This window comes from Microbacterium sp. MYb64, assembly GCF_002979495.1.
Lineage (GTDB): Bacteria > Actinomycetota > Actinomycetes > Actinomycetales > Microbacteriaceae > Microbacterium > Microbacterium azadirachtae_A.
Window position 1 is genome coordinate 46,620 of record NZ_PCOW01000023.1, and the last position, 15,588, is coordinate 62,207.

Below are 15,588 nucleotides of genomic sequence, written 5' to 3' on the forward strand. Positions count from 1 at the left end.
GCGTTAGGCGGAGATCAGAAGTGGTTGGTTCGGGTGCCGACCTCGTCGCGCCATTCGCCCTCTGTGGACGTGATGACGTAGCGGAGCATGTCGAGCGAGTCGTCTTTCGCCTTGATCGGCGCGTCGTCGCCCTTCTCCGCCTTCTTCGGATCCCAGACGTAGTCAGGCATCTCCTTGATGACACCCCAGCACCGGTCTGTGATGAGCAGCAGGCCTCGGGCGAGGAGGGAGGTGACGAGGCCGATGCCGTACAGGACGCTGTTGTCGGCGGGGACCGTGTCGATGCCTTGCGACTCGCGCAGTTCCTGCCGGTAGGCGAGCGCTGCCGGGTCTGCGGCGAGTATCTCTGGGCGGAGGAACCCTTCAGGCAGGTGGTTGATCTTGAGCCAGTCAGCGATCGCTTTCGCCTGTTGGCTGGGCGACTGCCGTTGCGCCGTACCGTCGGACTCGATGCGGAGTTCGTCGATCAGGTACAGCTTCCGGTCGTAGCCGAGGCCGAGGATCCCCACGGAGGTCGCGTGCTGGGTGCCGAAGTCCATGCCGACGCCGAGGAGCCGGTACATGGGCGGCAGTCGCTCCCACGGGATCACGTGCGATACGGGATCCCAACCGTCGTATACGGCTCCCTCAGCTGTTGTCCACAGGCCGCGGATGAACCGGTCGTGGAAGACCTTCGACTTCGCGAACGCGGCCTCCATGGACCGGATGTACGCGGGGCCGGGGTCGCCGCCCTCGAAGTAGAGGGGGTTGTCGTGCATCGTGAAGTGGAACACGACCATGTCCTGCGCGTCAGCGTCGAGGATGTACCGGACCCGCAACCAGTGCTGTGAGGATCCGGGGTTCGTGGTCGCGAGGAGGCGGGCGCCGGCAACCCGGAGTCGGGTGATGAGCATCTCCCAGAACCCCTCAGGGAGCAGGGTTGCCTCATCCACGTAGGCGAGTTCGATGGTGGAACCGCGGATCTTCTCCTCGGAGCGGGCATCGTTCGCACCCACAAGGTGCACGACACGGCCGAGGATGATCGCAGTGTTCGAACCAGGGGTGTGCTTCACCTGCTTCGCGAGACGCCCGAACAGTTCCGGTTTCTGCATCTCACCGATGACGTTGCGTTCGATGGTCTGCAGCGTCTTACCGATGATGACGATCAGGCCACGACCGCGGGCCTTCCGGATCGCGATGAACAAGGCCAGGAGAGACACGAACGTCTTGCCGGCCGACACCGCACCAACCCAGAGGGCGATCTTCCTGGACGCTGCACGCGCGATCGACCACCGCTGCTTACGAGAGAGAGCTGGGGGAGTCACTGCTTCACCCCGAACTCCGCATCATCGACATCCGTGAACTCGGCGTCGATGCCAGCCTCGATCCGGTCAAGGACCGTCTCAGCCTCACCCGTACCCTCAGGCGTGGACTCGACGATCTTCGAGAGCTTGTCGAAGACGATCGCTGCCGACGTGATGATCGTCCGCCGCGCATCCACCGGTGCCGAGACGAGCTCCGCCGAGTTGAACGTGTTGTCGCGCCCACCAAACGCATACACCGTGAACGGCTTGTCCAGCATGTCGAGCATCGTGTTCGCCGCGGCCTCGAGCCGCCACGCGAGATCAGTACGCGCCTGCGCCATATCAGCCGCCCTCGCGCGCGTTGCGTCTTTTGTACTGGCCCGGTCAAAGGCCAGGCCAGCGGCTGTGCAGATTCGGGTTACGGATCCGGTGCTGATGCCGGTTTCGCGGGCGATGGCGTTGCGGGAGAGGCCTTGTGCGTGAAGGCGGGTGACTTCGTCGCGTTGCGCGTCGGTGATCGCCGCCATGTGGTCACCTCTTCGGTGGCGCCAGGCCACGGTCGGGGTTGCTCTGGTCAGAGTCGGGGTGGTTGGTCGCCTCTGCTGAGTGCCCATCCGAGGAGGGGACGCCAGGTGTGGTGCCAGAGGATCGCGGCGGTGATACCGAGTGCGATGCCGGTGGTGAGTTTCATGCTTGGACCATGTGGCGGAGGTCGATGACTGTTGCACCGCTCTTGGTGAGTTCGGGGAGGTATTCGGTGCCGTGGTGGGCACAGTAGGCGAGACCGATGGGCCAGTCGTTGTGTTCGGCGTAGAGGAACGCCCGGGCTCCGCATGCGTCGCAGGTGTCTGCGGCGACGTTCACGGTGCTCATGGGTTTAGTCGTTCTCGTCGTACGCGGCTGGGTCGCAGCATTCGATGGCGAGGATCAGCATCTTGTGCTGTTCTCCGCATGTGGCGCATTCGTAGACGCGCATGGCTGCTCCTGCCGGGGAGGTGGGGGAGGGGCGGTCGGGGGAACGGGGGCCGACCGCCCCTGTGCGTTGGGGACGCGGACAGGGAACGACGAAGGCCCCGCCTGTGAGCCTGGGGCTAGGAGCGGGGCCTTCTCAGAAACCTGTGTACTTTCAACATAGGTGCGGCAAGTACTTTGTCGTCAACCTCTAACTTCCTCGGCGTGTCGCATGATCTCCTCGGCCAGATTCTTCCTCAGCCTCCACCGGTGCGTGGGCCAATTCATCAGCCTGTCCCGGAACCATGCCTGCAGGACCTTCTTCTCCACGACCCGGACCATCTGCCCGTCACGTTCGACGAGCTCGGTCGCCATGCCCTGCGACTTCCAGTAGCGGATCGTGCGCGGCGACCGCTTCACGAGAGCACCCGCCTCCCGGTAGGTCAGGTACTCAGTCATCAGGTGCCCTGTTCGCGAGCTCGAGCAGCACGTCCGCGTGGCACGGCTGGTCGAGTGGGCACCAGCAGGCGAGGTTCTTCCCTCCGAGCTCGGCGCGGATCTGTTCGGCGGTCGGGTACTTGAACGCCTCGCGCGCCTCGGCGTCGGTCGTGAACATCTCTCGGAACCGCGACACGGCCAGCGCGCGACCGCCAGGGATGAGGATGAGCCACGGGTTTCCCCAGCGTGTGGGCCTCGACACCACGACCGTGTTCTCCGACTTCCGCCAGCCCTTCCGGCGGGACAACTGCACACGCTCAGGCATCAGTCGTCCTCCGGGGTGTCGAATCCGTCGGTCTCGATCGACGTAGCGACACCATGCAGGAAATCAGCAGCCCACCCGGCCGGCATCCGCGGGTCGGACTCGATCTCCACCCCGTACGCTTCGTGCCCGTCTGGGAGACGTTCCGCGGTGACCGTGACCTGGAGTACCTGCTTGACGTCACTCATCGGTACTCCCATCCGACCAGCCAAACCATCGATTGATCTCTCCTCGCAACCACGTATCAAGCCACGCCTGGACCACTCCCCGATCGAAACTGCGCGTGCGCATGCTCCACCTACTTCCGTGCTTGCGGGGCATCAGGAACACGAGCGTGAAGCTCGGTCCCTCGTCGTCGTACTCGCCGTCATCGAAGAACCACGACAGCGGCAGATTCAGCGAATCCGACGCGGACTCTGCGTTCTCGCGCAACGCCTCGAATGTGGCGTGCGCTTCGGCTGGATACGTCGAATCCAGCGGGTACATGCCCTCCGGGCACCCGTCGTCGCTCATCGTTCACTCCTGTCCGTGCGAGGCGCACGCTTCGCCGCGTCGTCGTAGCTGTGCATCCAGCAGGCCGCGCAAGTCGGATCTCCCGCGCCTCCACACGAGTGCTCCGGCTCCCACTCACCGATGTACTCGTCGTCCTCGGGGGCGCTCTCCTGTGGGTCGATCTCGCGCGCCATGAGCAAGGCGATCTGTCGGGGCGTGTAGCGGCTCATCGTGTCTCCTCACTCCGGCTCGTGCGGTTCGTGATGGCCGCGACTACCGACCAGTGCATGCCGTAGAACGGGCACGCTCGCGATCCGTGGACGCCTTCAGGTGTGAGCCGCCAGCACTCGCACACTCCGCTGCCGCTACTCATCGCTCGCGCCAATGGTGCGGTTGGAATGGCAGTCGCACGGGCATGTGTCGTGCTTCCCGAGCGGCGCGCAGAGCGGAAGGCGACAGTGCCCGCACCGCGGAAGGCTCTCGTCCGCACTCGGATCCGCAAGGTCGGGGTGGTGATCGAAGCCGTAGCGGTCCACCCAGCAGCGCATCGTGCACTCGTGCTCAGCCATTGTTCTGCTCCTCACTCCGGATCGTGCGGTTGGCGCGCGCCTCGTCCAGCCGCGTCAGTAGACGACGAGCGTTCTCCCGGTGGTATTCCCGGGTGACCTCGTCGATGTGTCCCCACGGGAAGTCGCGCGCCGACCGGCCAGTGTGAGCGTGCAGTGTCTTGGCGACCATCTCAACGTCGTCCGACGCGTGCTCGCTCTCGTGCTCAGTCATTGCTCTCTCCTTCGTTCTCGGTGGTGGGGACCGGCTCCCACGGGCCAGCCTTGCGACGACGCACGAGCGCCACCCGCCCACGGGCTTCCGGGCGCAGCCGGGGCTCACCCGCCAGGTGCCATGCGACCATCTCTTGGGCGGCCTTCAGGCTGGGGTGCGGGTTCGTGCCCTGCGAGTGCTGTGCGCCGTACTCCCATTCCGATTCACCCTGCTCGGCCAGGACGGAAGCACACACCTTAGCCGTGTAGTCGGCCAGCCAGCGGTCGAACTCGGCGTAGCGCTCTTCGATATCCGTTGTGAGCGGGAACGGGTGCCCCTTCGCCCAGGTGTGGCGAATCGTGCTCATCTTCGGCGTGCGCTCACTCATCGTCCCTCTCCTTCCTCATCCATCGCCCGAAGACGACGGCTCGCCCGCGTGGACAGCACTCCTCCAGGAAACCGATCACCAAAGTCACGCTCCACTCGATCGGCGGCATCACGGATAGCCCTCGACCGCACCTCAGCATCATGAGCAGACAGCCATGCTGCAACATCCGCATCGGTCGGGTCTCCTGCGATGAGCATCGCGAAGCTATCCCGAACCTCGTCGGTCGTCGGCGTGTAGTCGCTCATGCTGCTCTCCTCACCATCTGATCCATGCGCACCAGGGCGCGAATGTCGGCCGGGTCCATCTGCATCGCCCAGAGGCCCGCCTTCGTGTACCCGACATGACGGAAACCCGCCTCGAACCACGAATGGCCCCACGTCTTCCTCCCGCGGATCGGACGTGGCGCGACCTTCGCCGGGTCGATGAAGGACACCATTCCCTGCTGCGGGATCTCCGGCCACTTCTCAGCCGTCGAGAGGACCGCGGCTTGGATCAGGTCGGATGCCCGCGTCATAGTTCACCCCATAGGACATGCCCTCATCCCACGCCGCCGCGAGCGCTTCCCGCTCGTCGTCGGTCGGGGTGTTCGCCTCCTCGAACACGGCGAGAGCGGCGCGGGCAGCCACGTCGGCAAGCCCGTAGGTGCGGTCATCGCTTCTCGCCCGCGCGTTCCACGCCTCCTGAATCGCGCTCTCCGTCTTCTCGATCAACTGCTCACGGTTCATGACTTCTCCTCCTTCGTGCGCGCGGCAAGGATCCGCAGATCGGTGCGCTTGTTCACCCAGAGCCGCCAGTAGTACGCGTCATTGATCGTCGGCAGGAGCTTCCGCGTCTCAGTGAAAGCTTCGGCATCGTTCGACGCGACAACCTCCACGCGCTCCTTCCGCTGACCGCTTGCCACGTAGTACGGGTCTTTGCGCCACGGTTGCGCGATCATGTCGTAGGCGTACTCAGCCATTACCCTTCTCCTTCGTGTCGATGGCGCGGGACAGGATGCGCCAGGCATCCAAGGCGACCCCGTTGAGATCGCCGGACTGGTTGCCGATGAGGTCATGGGCTTCCCCGATCGCAGCGCGGAGGGCGTCACGTTCGGCCTCAGCCGCTTCGAGGGCGTCGGTCAAGCTCCGAATTATCCGCGTGAGGTCGCGCGGCGGCGGGAACGTCGCGCGGCGCTTGTCGCCCATCTCCCGCGCCTCTGCGATCAGTTCGGTGGTCTTGTCGGTCATGAGTTCTCGTTCCCTTCCGGCGAGTACGTAGCCCCGCACGTCGTGCATTCGGCTTCCCCAGTCCCACCGAGCAGCCACGCCACCACCACGGTCTGTTCCCCGCACACGGTGCAGACGCGGCGTCGTGCCGGCCTGTCGATCGGGGGGACGAGGTATCGGGCGGAGAGTTTCCGGATCAGCGCGAACAGGTGGTCTTCGGAGTCGGTGAGCTCGAGGGGGAGGATTCGGGGTGCCCGGTCGATCAACCAGGTGATGATCGTGAAAGATGCGTTTCGAGCGCCCGTACTGCCCAGGTGGGCCGGTATGCCCTGGATGCCCCTGAAAGTGGCCCAGATGTCAGAACCGGTGACAGGGAGAGCATGTTCTAGCCGTTCCGCGACCTCACCCGCATACTCGACCAGGGCGCACCACAGGTCGTCAGCGTCATCGACCGGGTCCAGACGGAACGGGACCGGTGCTTCACCGCCCCCACCTGTCACCCGCTCCGACATGGCTGCGGCCTTCAACGGGACGCGGTGCCCGCGGAGGAACTCCACCAACGGGGGAACCTGATCCAGGTGAGCCTCGTACCGGTGCACCCAACGGTGCTGTTCGGCCTCGACGATCTCCGTGTCCGTGAACATCACGCCGCTCCCTTCTGTGCGTAGGCTTTCTGGCTCTCAGCGCGGCGGGCGACCGCGCAGGATTCGCAGTACCGGTGCTGCTTCGACAGGTGCCCGATCGGTGTCTTGCAACGACGGCACACCGGGGTCCTTGCGATCCGCTTCCGCTGCATCGGCGTCAAGCCACCCCACACGCCCTGCGTCTCACGGTGCTCGAGGGCGTACTGCAGGCAGTCGCCGACAACAGGGCACGTGCGGCACGTTGCGACCGCGTTCCTCGCGGACTCGTGGTCGCCCTTCGTCGGGAAGAACATGTCCGGGTCAACCTGCATGCAGGCGGCCTGGCCCTTCCACGGTTCAGCCGGGATGAACGACTCCGAGTACACCGGCATCGCGGCGCTCATGCTGCGCTCGTTTCCAGGTCGAGCAGGTCGAACAGAGTCGGCGTCGCTTGCTCGTTATCGAGTTCGCGTTGATACATGACGGCGTCGCGGAAAGACGTCGGGTTGAGCTCCGAGGCTCGCCCCTGTCGGCCGAGCTTGCGGGCGCGCAGCGGCACCGTACCGAGCCCACCGAATGGGTCATAGACCAGATCTCCACGATTTGAGTACCGCTCGATCAAGCGGTCGACGATGTCGAACTGCAACGGGCAGATGTGGAACTCGAGCGCGCGGCGGGACTGTTCGCCGTTGAGGGTGAGCATCCGGTTCACGTCGTCCCAGACGTCGCCGCGCCAGGATCCCGGATCGAGTGACTTGAACGTCGACGGGAGCGCGTTCTTCGCGGCGAGGGCTTCGCCGGTGCGGACATGCGCGTCGAAGTCGTAGACGTTCACCCGAGACTGGGCCTTGAAAAGCCGGGAGCGGTGCTTCGGCTCGATGGCGGCGAGCTCCTGCGGCGCGAGAAGGCGGTTTCCGGATGAGCGCCAGTCCGCGGCTGCGTCGATCTGCCAGCGGGCGAGTGAGTAGTCGGCGGCATCCTTCGAGATCCGCTCGTCGGCGTACCCTTTGGAGCGGTCGCTCTGCGGCTTGTGGAACAGCAGAATGTACTCCGGCGAGCCGACGCCCATCTTCGAGCCGTCCTTGCGCATCTCGGTGTAGCCGAGGCGATAGGTCTGGTTGTTCTCCCGGACGACGTCGGTGGTGACGGTGACCATGCCCAGGTAGTCGAAGCCGTGTTTGAGTCCGTGAGCGAGCGCCTCGGCATGGAATGGGGAGACGGTCGGGATGCCGGCGCCGGTGACGTTGCCGAACTGGATCCGGTCTTTCACATGGCAGGCGTAGATCCGGCCGGGCTTCAGCACGCGCAGGAGCTCCGGTGTGAGGTAGTCCATCTGCTGCCAGAAGTGCAGGTTGTCGTCGGTGTGCCCGAAGTCGTTGTAGCTGGGCGTGTACTCGTAGTGGTTCGAGAACGGGATCGACGTGACGATCAGGTCTACGGAGTCCGTGGCCATGTGGTCGCGGGTTTCGATGACGCAGTCGTTGAGCGCGAGGGTCCAGCCGGGCCCGGACTGCTCGACGCGCTCCACACCCATCGCTCGGGTGAGGGCGGCGGAGATCGCGGCCGGGTTCAGGCCGAACTCTCGGATCACGTCGCTCATCGTCTCGGTGAGGCGGTCGTGTTCCTCCCACTTCGACATCAGGGTGTCGCGAATCTCCGACTCGGTCTCGGCGTAGATCAAGTGCACGTCGCAGGCGCCCCGCTGACCGAACCGCTGGATGCGGTGCACGGCCTGGATCGTGTCGTTGAACTTGTACGTCACGCCGACGAAGACGGCCGTGTGCGCCTGCTGCAGGTTCATGCCCTGCCCGAGCATGACCGGCTTCCCGATGAGCGCGTACGTCTCCTTCGCGCGCCACGCGTCGAGGCGACGCTCCGCCTCCTCGTCCGTGAGGCCGCCGTGCACTGATGAGAACGAGAACCCGCTCGCAGAGAGAGCCTTCTCGATCGCATCCTGCTCGGCGTTCAGGTCGCACCAGATGATCAGCTGAGACTTCGCGCGCCCGCCCTCCCAGAGGTGATGACGGCGCACGAGGTCCATGAGACAGACGATGCGATCGTGCATCGTCTGCCGCTTCTCCTTCGCGGCCCCCTTAAGAGACATCGCACCGCCGCGCACAAGCACGCCCTGCCCATCGCGGTCAATCTCGTCGGACAGCACCCCCACCTCAACCTGATGCCAGTCGACTTGCAGCGGAGGCAGGTCATAGCCAACGTCGGAATGCCCGAGGTCGGAGGGGCGCTGCACAAAGCAGGCCCAGGTGTTCAACCACAGCCAGAACTCACGCTCCTTGTGCGGGTAGAGCTTGAGGTTCCCGGCCTTCGAGCTGTCGCGCTTGAAGAACCGGGTGAGGGCCTGGCCAGTGTCCATGATGCCGAGGAACCCTGCGTAGTGGATCAGCTCCTTGTGCCGGTTCGGTGACGGAGTGGCGGTCGCGACAAACCGGTACGGGATCGCGTTGAACAGACCAAGGAATCCCTGATAGGTCTTCGAGCCGAACGAGCGCAGCACGGACGCCTCATCAAGCGACACCGCGTCGAAGCCGTCGACGGCGAGGCGTCCGTCACGCACGCTTTCGTAGTTGGTGACGTAGACGCCAGACCAGGCGGGGTCAATCTCCTCGGAGCGTCGGATGAAGCGGATCTCGATGCCGAGTAGCTCGCGGCCGTCACGGATGAACTCGCCACGGACACCAAGAGGGGCGATGATCAGGGCCCGTCCGCCGGCGACAGTCGATGCCGGGTGCGTGAGAATCTGGCGCAGCGTCTCGAGCTGCATGAGCGACTTCCCGAGACCAAACTTCGCGAAGATCGCACGCCGGCCGCCGGAGATCGCCCACTGGACGATGTCCCGCTGGTGCGGTTTGAGTACTGGCGCGAGGTCGTCGGCGTGCACTGGGAAACCGAAGCTCTTGTCGAACGCTACTTTCTCGCGCAAGAACGCCTCGTGCGTGATCATCGGCATGTCGAGGAATCTGGGGTCGGTGAGGGTACTCATGCTGCACCGCCTGGTGTCCAGGGGCGCTCATCGAACTTGGCCGGGATGACGTTGTGCAAGAGCTCCGCGGAAGCCTTGTCAGCCTCGTCCGCGGCCCGCACCAGCTCCGCAGCAAGATCACGCGCGGAAGCCGGGAACAGGTACGTGTTAGGGGCATCTGTCCAGAGTTCGACCCTGCAGTCATCCGTGACCTCAGCCGAAGCGAGATCGTGTGTCACCGTCTCGGAGATCATCAGAACTCACCACCCCACGCGTCCCCCGACGGGGTCGACCACGAGTCACCCGTGTCCTGCGGTGCCGGATCCACCGGCGGTGCCGAACCGATCAGACGGGCCGAGTTCACCGAGACGTTCGCGGTATGCCGGGTTTCGCCGTTGCGCTCGTACTCGTCGACCTTCACGCCGTGGAAGCCGGACGCTGAGATGCGCTGCCCGATCTCCAACTGCGGGCGCTCGGTGAACCAGAGCGTGAAGTAGCTCTTACCCGTCGAGCCGTCCCGCTTCTGGAACTCCTCGTGCACCGCGACGCCAGAACTTCCGAAGATGCGATCCACGATCGCGTTCTCCACTACCAATTTCGCCATGTCCCTGTTCCTCTCCTGGTCAATCCACCGGCCGCCACGGCCAGCGCTGAGTTCCTGTCACACCTGCCGCAGCGCGGCCGAGCTTCGCCGGCCAACCGCGCGCATCACGGTCACCGCGCCACCGCACCATCTCCACGTGCAGCGGGTTCTTCGACGCCCGAAGCCCGTACCCGAACTCCGGCCACCCCATGAGCTGCGACGACCCACGCGGGCGGAGATCCCGCTCACCCCGCGGGTTCGTCTGATGCCCCGCATGCGCCTCGATCACCAGCGCCAACCCCCGGTCACGGAGAGTGTCCAGGGCGGCGAGCAGCGGGGCGGCGTCCTCGTCGTTGTTCAACTTCGGGGCCAACCGGTACATCGGGCCGATGAACAACATGTCCGGCCGGTACTGGTCGACGAGGCGATGCACCATGCCCAGGTCGATGTCCTTCGTCAGGTCCATGCGGCGCAGGCACGCGAGGTGCAGCCGCTTGTACACGTCCTGCCCCTCGAGCATGTTCATCGACGGTGCCCAACGGCGGGTCTCACGACCCCACTGCTTCTCGGTGTTCTCCGCGTCGACGACGAGCACACGCACCGGGTCGATCGGGTACTCGCGGAACGGGTGGATGCCGGCCGCGGCGGTGATCGCGAGCTGCCGGATCAGGGTCGACTTCCCGCCGCCCTCGACACCGGTGATCATGAACCGGTCCTTGCGTTCCAGAAGGTCCGGGATCACCCAGTCGTACTCGACTTCCTGCGTCAGCACCTCGTCCAACGCCATCGCGTGCACGGTCTCGACGACGTGGTGTTCTCGCAGGTCACGGAGCTCGTCCGCGACACGGGAGATCAACTGCTCCGGCGGGGTCGAATCGACCGACTCGAGCATCCGCCCACCGATGACCTTCAGGCCACGGGCAAGCGCTGCTTGCCGCACCTGCACCGCATAGTGGTCAGCGTTCACCGCGGTCGGGACCGCATCAGCCCAGGCGCTCAACTCCCGCAGGTCCACACCCTGGACACCCCACTCGGCGAGGTGACCCCACACGGTCAGGTAGTCGACCGGTTCACGGGTCGTGGACATGTGGGTGATGCCCCGGTAGATCTCGCCCAGGCGTGCGTCGTAGAAGTCCGACGGCATCACCTCGGCCTGCACCTTCCGCAGCACGGACGAGTCCCGCAGCAGGGAGCCAATGACCGCGCGTTCGGAATCGACGACGCTCATGCGCGGTACATCCACTCATCCCGACCGAAGTCGTTGGCGACGACTGCGACATCGTCGCGAGGGGGGAGCGGCTCGTCGTCCCACCGGCCGGCGTTCAACCACGTGGCCGGGTGGGGGATGAACTGCTTGTCCGGCAGATTCGGATCCGAGGCGAACCGGCGGGCACCCTCGATGACAGCCTCGGGAGTCGCCTGCTTCACTGCCTTCTCGAACGCCTTTCGAGCGGCCTCCCGACCCACCTTGCGGGGGTAGATCAGGTAGAACTCAGCGAAGCCAGGACGCACTCTCGGCACGTCTATTACGTCTTCACGTATAAGAGAGGTGCGGTGGTCAGCGATGTCACCGAATGTTGTTCCCGGTGTCACCTCATCTGCGCGCGTTGTCACCGAATCCGGCAGAGGTGACAAGTTGTCACCCCTCCTCCACGGGACCGCGATCGCGAACTCGTTCGGCTGTCCCTTCGTCCCCTTCCGCTGCTCCACCAACCCACGCCTGCGCAGCTTCGCCACCAGCCGAATGACCGTGCGACGATCCACGCGCGCCTTCTTCGCCAGGCCCGAGTACGTCATGTCGTCGTCCTCGGTGAGGTACACGCACCTGCCGTCATCGGCTGCCACATCAGCGAGTGCCAGGAGCAGGATCATCTCGTTGCCGGCAAGGTCGGCGGTCTCATCGCCGTGCCACACCCAACTCGAAACCTTGACGCTCATTCCTCGTCCTCGTCTTCTATCAGCAGCTCTGCGACTCCGTCAGCGCGGAGAAGCCAGAGCGTTCCGTCCAGTCGCCTGACCGGTGTCCCGGCTGGCGTTGCGATCCGTGCCTCACGGCGGATCAGGTATCCGAGGTCTTCAGCCATGGCCCGGCGGGATTCGACCCAGGCATGGCAACCGCCCGGCGTCGTCGCGTGGCCGCAGAGCACAAGCCCATTGGCGATCGACATCGGCTTCTTCGTTCCACCCATGCCTCTGGGCTGGCGGTGATGCAGCGACCACTCCCACCCGCGCTGTTCGAACCTCAGCGACCGGCGGCACCTGAAGCACCGCTCTCCTTCGCGCTCGAAGAAGATGAACCGGACCTGCGCCGGGGTGAACTCACCAGTCATCGATTGCTCCTCTTGAAGGGCCGCATCGTGGTCCCGATGCGCCGAAGGTGGACGCTCACACGCGACGCGTCTACACCGAACGCGGCCCCGACCTCGGTCGTGCTCGCTCCGGCCTCGTACATCTCCCGCATGCGAAGGGATCGGTTGTGCAGCTCAGCCCGTCGGGACTTCGCGCGCTCTGCCTTCTCGAACGCCGAGCGCGACTTGTGACCGCCCCGAACCGCTCGGCGCCGTGCGAACTCCGGGCGGTCCTCGTCAAGGTGGAGAAGCCGGTGCTCCTCAGGGGTCAGCACTTGCAGGTTCTCGATGCGATTGTCGTCTCGAACGCGGTTCCGGTGGTGGACATCGAGGTCCGGGCTCGGCATGCCTGCGACGAATCTGTGCTCGTAGACCTCCACGTACTGCTCGATGCCGACCTTCCAGCGGAGGCGGACGTAGCCGGCACCGTTCACGTACCGCCGCGGAATTCCGTCGGGCGTCGCGTCACCCGGGCGCAGAGTCTGGACGGCCATCAGAGAGCCACCACTGCGATCGCTTCGTCGACTGACGATGAGCTCTGCCCGCACTCTTCATGCACGACCAAGCCATGCGAAGTGATGCGTTCGATCTCCTCGACCAACGCCTGCGCATGGTGCGCACACAGCAGCTCGACGTCGTCACACTTCCGGCAGCGAACCGCCTTCACCGGTGCCGCATCGCACTCCTCGCAGGAAGGAGCAAAATCCAGGTCTTCGAGGAAGATCGTGTCCTCGTCGAGCAGGACGCTCATGCCCCACCGCCATATCCCTGCGCCGATGCACGATCGGCTGCACGCTGATCCGCCCTGTCGGTGCGGTGGTTGTCGAGAGCGGACTCCAGCGTGTCGAGGAACTTCCGCATGGACCGTTCCTGCTGCTCCGCGAGGAGATACTCGAGCTTCAGTCGGTACGCCTCGTCATCGGCTTCTGCCATCGCTTCAGCCTTGGCGACGCTCATCTTCGGTTCCGCGAGGAGACGAGTCTTCGTCTTCGCGATGAAGTGCTCGTAGTTGGCCTTGGCGGTCCCGAACTCCTTGCCCGCTGCGTTGAGTGCCCAGTTGAAGACATAGCGGAGCGCGACCACCCGAGCACCGAATGAAGCACCAGGCCCCGCGTTGGTGATCGCGTCGGCGAGCCGCACGTGCAGCTGGTTCTCCTCGTCCACCTGTTCGAGGCCGATGATGTCGCGGAGGATAGTCGCCACGGCCGGGGAAACGGTCATGCCTGCTGCCCGCCCTCACCGGGCTGAACAGTCGCCCACTCCGACGTCTCGGAAGGCTGCTCCTCGGTCGGCGACTCCTCCGGGGCCTCAGTAGGAAGGGCACCGTCCTCGATCTGCTTCCGCACAGCGCCGATCAGAGCCGAGACCGTGACCGCACCCTTCGGCGTCGGAAGACCCCACGCCTGGATGACGTTGAGCACCGACTGCTTGTGGTCTGGCCCGAACGGGAAACCGACTTCCTGCGCGTCCTCGGCACGGTCATAGATCGCACGGAGGTCCTCCACCGTCCGCACCGGAAGGATTTCCGCCGCCCAGTCGTGCTTCACGATCGGTGCCGGCAACGGCTCCCGCGGCGGAGCTTGACGCGGAGCCCGAGCGCGACCAGCGGGAGCACTGTTGGCTGCCTGCGCGTCATCATCGTCGCCACCAGGCGCGATGCCGGTCACGGAGCAGAGCGTGTACCTGCGGGCATAAGTAATCGCCGATCCGAGCGACTGCGGCGGGGTCTGTGCAGGATCGGGGAGGGGGTACAGCCCCTCGATGCCCTGATCCGTGCTCTCATGCATGAGCGCGTAGCGGAGCACGAAATGCTCCCCGACGAGAGTTGGCTGCGCAGTCCACGCCAGTCCATGTCGACCCAAGAGCGGCAACACCACTTCGGACACGTCTTTCAGATCCGCGTAGGAGTACTTGTACTCGCCACCGTTCTTCGTGGGCACCTTCGCGGTGTTACCCTTCGCGATCGTCGGCAACTCCGCCTGGAATGCCGCCAGTGCCTCCGCGAGGTTCGCGTGCGTCGTGCTCACTTCTTCATTCCCTTCCCGGCCGTGATCGTTGCCTTCGCCGGCCGTCCCTTGCCCTGAACGGGCTTCGTCGTGATGTAGGACCGCAGGTGCGCGTCCCACCTCGCCTGCACCTTCTGCAGCTGCGCGAACAACGCCGCCCCATCCGCACGGGCGGCGTCGTAGTCGATCTCCTCGACCTCGACGACCTCGCCGTCCACCGCTGGCGTGTACGTGACCCTGGCCAGCGAGGACTCCTGCGAGATCCCCGCCGCGACGACGGCGGCGTAGTGCTCCTGCTTGAGAGCCGCCCACCGCTTCTCCTCGTCGATCGCGCGGAGGTAGTTCACGGCGTGCGTGTCCACGTCCTCGTCGATGACCGGGGCACCGTCTTCCCGCTGCCGGTCGAGCTCGGCGAGGAAGAGATCCGCGCGGGCGATCAGAGCCGCGATCATCGCCTCGTCACGCTCAACCCACTCGCTGAACAGCTGCCCCGGCTCGAAACCGGCGCGGGTCGAGATACGCTCCTCGAACACGAACAGGCAACGGGTCGCACCGGTCACCCACATGGCCCACTGCATCTGCAGTTCGTAGCCGGTCTCCTCGTACCGGGTGGTGCCGTGGCGGATGTCCTTGCCGGCGGTCTTGATCTCCGAAACCACCAGTGCGTCACCGAACTGCACACCGAGCCCATCCGGGGAGGCGAGGTGCCGGGAGTTCTGCACCCCGTGGAAGACCCGCGACTCAGGCTCGATGCCGTACCCGCGGACACCTTCCGCGATGACCGGTTCCCGCAGGTTGCCCCAGTCCGTGTACACGTTCCCGGTGAACGAGTCGGTCTTCCGGCCCAGCTTCAGGTCGATGAGGTCCTGCTGCCGGATCTTCCCCCGGATGAGGTCCCTGATCTCCGTGGCGGTGATGCCCTGGGCTCGCTCGGCGAGCCAGGCGGTGCGGTCCTTGTCGGATGCTCCGGCCCGTGCGTACAGGTCCGTGAGTTCCTGCGATTCGATGACAGCGCTCACGACTGCACCTCGCCGAGCTTGTCGAAGTCGACACCGGCTGCACGCATCGGACCCGTCAGGATCTCGAACTGCTCCGGCGTGATGAGGTCACGGACAGCGATCGCTTCAGCGGCCCGAGCAGCGGCCCGAGCAGCGGCCCGAGCAGCGGCCCGAGCAGCGGCCCGAGCAGCGGCCCAAGCAGCGGCCCAAGCAGC

27 protein-coding genes are annotated in these 15,588 nt (G+C 65.3%); all 27 read right to left on the minus strand.

Going from position 1 to position 15,588, the window contains the following annotated elements; translation table 11 throughout:
• Nucleotides 1–14: 14 nt before the first annotated feature.
• The gene (locus tag CQ044_RS16590; protein ID WP_105689488.1) at nt 15–1,304 is read right to left on the minus strand and encodes a PBSX family phage terminase large subunit; all 1,290 of its coding nucleotides are present in this window, start codon (nt 1,302–1,304) and stop codon (nt 15–17) included.
• A complete protein-coding gene (locus tag CQ044_RS19465; RefSeq protein WP_146116816.1) occupies nt 1,301–1,810 on the minus strand; it encodes a hypothetical protein in 510 nt (169 codons plus the stop codon). The genes CQ044_RS16590 and CQ044_RS19465 overlap by 4 nt, the downstream gene beginning before the upstream one ends.
• Nucleotides 1,811–1,970: 160 nt before the next feature.
• Nucleotides 1,971–2,156, minus strand: a complete 186-nt coding sequence (locus CQ044_RS16600; RefSeq protein WP_105689490.1) for a hypothetical protein — start codon at nt 2,154–2,156, stop codon at nt 1,971–1,973.
• A gap of 282 nt (nt 2,157–2,438) precedes the next feature.
• Nucleotides 2,439–2,693 (minus strand): hypothetical protein, encoded by a 255-nt coding sequence (locus CQ044_RS16605; protein WP_105689491.1) that lies wholly within the window; start codon nt 2,691–2,693, stop codon nt 2,439–2,441.
• Complete coding sequence (locus tag CQ044_RS16610; RefSeq protein ID WP_181158352.1) at nt 2,686–2,997, minus strand: DUF4326 domain-containing protein; 312 nt, start codon at nt 2,995–2,997, stop codon at nt 2,686–2,688. Before CQ044_RS16610 ends, CQ044_RS16605 begins: the two co-directional genes overlap by 8 nt.
• On the minus strand, nt 2,997–3,182 hold the full coding sequence (locus CQ044_RS16615; protein WP_105689493.1) for a hypothetical protein: 186 nt from the start codon (nt 3,180–3,182) through the stop codon (nt 2,997–2,999). The genes CQ044_RS16610 and CQ044_RS16615 overlap by 1 nt, the downstream gene beginning before the upstream one ends.
• Nucleotides 3,175–3,507, minus strand: coding sequence for a hypothetical protein (locus tag CQ044_RS16620; protein ID WP_105689494.1), 333 nt, complete (start codon nt 3,505–3,507; stop codon nt 3,175–3,177). Before CQ044_RS16620 ends, CQ044_RS16615 begins: the two co-directional genes overlap by 8 nt.
• Before the next feature lie 540 nt (nt 3,508–4,047).
• Nucleotides 4,048–4,266: a hypothetical protein gene (locus CQ044_RS16635; RefSeq protein WP_105689497.1), complete on the minus strand. Its 219-nt coding sequence runs from the start codon at nt 4,264–4,266 to the stop codon at nt 4,048–4,050.
• Nucleotides 4,259–4,633 carry a hypothetical protein gene (locus tag CQ044_RS16640; protein WP_181158353.1) on the minus strand — a complete coding sequence of 125 codons (375 nt, stop codon included), beginning with the start codon at nt 4,631–4,633 and terminating at the stop codon, nt 4,259–4,261. Before CQ044_RS16640 ends, CQ044_RS16635 begins: the two co-directional genes overlap by 8 nt.
• Nucleotides 4,630–4,878 (minus strand): hypothetical protein, encoded by a 249-nt coding sequence (locus CQ044_RS16645; protein WP_146116817.1) that lies wholly within the window; start codon nt 4,876–4,878, stop codon nt 4,630–4,632. Before CQ044_RS16645 ends, CQ044_RS16640 begins: the two co-directional genes overlap by 4 nt.
• Complete coding sequence (locus CQ044_RS19660) at nt 4,875–5,147, minus strand: hypothetical protein (RefSeq protein ID WP_181158354.1); 273 nt, start codon at nt 5,145–5,147, stop codon at nt 4,875–4,877. Before CQ044_RS19660 ends, CQ044_RS16645 begins: the two co-directional genes overlap by 4 nt.
• The gene (locus CQ044_RS16655; RefSeq protein WP_105689500.1) at nt 5,098–5,358 is read right to left on the minus strand and encodes a hypothetical protein; all 261 of its coding nucleotides are present in this window, start codon (nt 5,356–5,358) and stop codon (nt 5,098–5,100) included. Before CQ044_RS16655 ends, CQ044_RS19660 begins: the two co-directional genes overlap by 50 nt.
• Nucleotides 5,355–5,591: a hypothetical protein gene (locus CQ044_RS16660; RefSeq protein ID WP_105689501.1), complete on the minus strand. Its 237-nt coding sequence runs from the start codon at nt 5,589–5,591 to the stop codon at nt 5,355–5,357. Before CQ044_RS16660 ends, CQ044_RS16655 begins: the two co-directional genes overlap by 4 nt.
• Nucleotides 5,584–5,859 carry a hypothetical protein gene (locus CQ044_RS16665; protein ID WP_105689502.1) on the minus strand — a complete coding sequence of 92 codons (276 nt, stop codon included), beginning with the start codon at nt 5,857–5,859 and terminating at the stop codon, nt 5,584–5,586. The genes CQ044_RS16660 and CQ044_RS16665 overlap by 8 nt, the downstream gene beginning before the upstream one ends.
• On the minus strand, nt 5,856–6,482 hold the full coding sequence (locus CQ044_RS16670) for a hypothetical protein (protein ID WP_105689503.1): 627 nt from the start codon (nt 6,480–6,482) through the stop codon (nt 5,856–5,858). The genes CQ044_RS16665 and CQ044_RS16670 overlap by 4 nt, the downstream gene beginning before the upstream one ends.
• On the minus strand, nt 6,482–6,865 hold the full coding sequence (locus CQ044_RS16675; protein WP_105689504.1) for a WhiB family transcriptional regulator: 384 nt from the start codon (nt 6,863–6,865) through the stop codon (nt 6,482–6,484). The genes CQ044_RS16670 and CQ044_RS16675 overlap by 1 nt, the downstream gene beginning before the upstream one ends.
• Nucleotides 6,862–9,426, minus strand: a complete 2,565-nt coding sequence (locus CQ044_RS16680) for a DNA methyltransferase (RefSeq protein ID WP_219844988.1) — start codon at nt 9,424–9,426, stop codon at nt 6,862–6,864. The genes CQ044_RS16675 and CQ044_RS16680 overlap by 4 nt, the downstream gene beginning before the upstream one ends.
• Nucleotides 9,427–9,691: 265 nt before the next feature.
• Entirely contained in the window at nt 9,692–10,042 is a 351-nt protein-coding gene (locus CQ044_RS16690; RefSeq protein WP_146116818.1) for a hypothetical protein, read from the minus strand.
• Nucleotides 10,043–10,061: 19 nt separating this feature from the next.
• A complete protein-coding gene (locus CQ044_RS16695; RefSeq protein ID WP_105689507.1) occupies nt 10,062–11,249 on the minus strand; it encodes an AAA family ATPase in 1,188 nt (395 codons plus the stop codon).
• Complete coding sequence (locus CQ044_RS16700; RefSeq protein ID WP_105689508.1) at nt 11,246–11,959, minus strand: helix-turn-helix domain-containing protein; 714 nt, start codon at nt 11,957–11,959, stop codon at nt 11,246–11,248. The genes CQ044_RS16695 and CQ044_RS16700 overlap by 4 nt, the downstream gene beginning before the upstream one ends.
• Nucleotides 11,956–12,351, minus strand: coding sequence for a hypothetical protein (locus CQ044_RS16705; RefSeq protein WP_105689509.1), 396 nt, complete (start codon nt 12,349–12,351; stop codon nt 11,956–11,958). Before CQ044_RS16705 ends, CQ044_RS16700 begins: the two co-directional genes overlap by 4 nt.
• Nucleotides 12,348–12,863 carry an HNH endonuclease gene (locus CQ044_RS16710; RefSeq protein WP_105689510.1) on the minus strand — a complete coding sequence of 172 codons (516 nt, stop codon included), beginning with the start codon at nt 12,861–12,863 and terminating at the stop codon, nt 12,348–12,350. Before CQ044_RS16710 ends, CQ044_RS16705 begins: the two co-directional genes overlap by 4 nt.
• Nucleotides 12,863–13,120 (minus strand): hypothetical protein, encoded by a 258-nt coding sequence (locus CQ044_RS16715; RefSeq protein WP_105689511.1) that lies wholly within the window; start codon nt 13,118–13,120, stop codon nt 12,863–12,865. Before CQ044_RS16715 ends, CQ044_RS16710 begins: the two co-directional genes overlap by 1 nt.
• Nucleotides 13,117–13,590: a hypothetical protein gene (locus CQ044_RS16720; protein ID WP_105689512.1), complete on the minus strand. Its 474-nt coding sequence runs from the start codon at nt 13,588–13,590 to the stop codon at nt 13,117–13,119. The genes CQ044_RS16715 and CQ044_RS16720 overlap by 4 nt, the downstream gene beginning before the upstream one ends.
• On the minus strand, nt 13,587–14,396 hold the full coding sequence (locus CQ044_RS16725) for an ERF family protein (protein WP_181158355.1): 810 nt from the start codon (nt 14,394–14,396) through the stop codon (nt 13,587–13,589). The genes CQ044_RS16720 and CQ044_RS16725 overlap by 4 nt, the downstream gene beginning before the upstream one ends.
• Nucleotides 14,393–15,394 carry a YqaJ viral recombinase family protein gene (locus CQ044_RS16730; protein ID WP_105689514.1) on the minus strand — a complete coding sequence of 334 codons (1,002 nt, stop codon included), beginning with the start codon at nt 15,392–15,394 and terminating at the stop codon, nt 14,393–14,395. Before CQ044_RS16730 ends, CQ044_RS16725 begins: the two co-directional genes overlap by 4 nt.
• Nucleotides 15,391–15,588: hypothetical protein (locus CQ044_RS19780; RefSeq protein ID WP_219844989.1), on the minus strand; the 198-nt coding region annotated here is incomplete at its 5' end. The genes CQ044_RS16730 and CQ044_RS19780, both read right to left, overlap by 4 nt.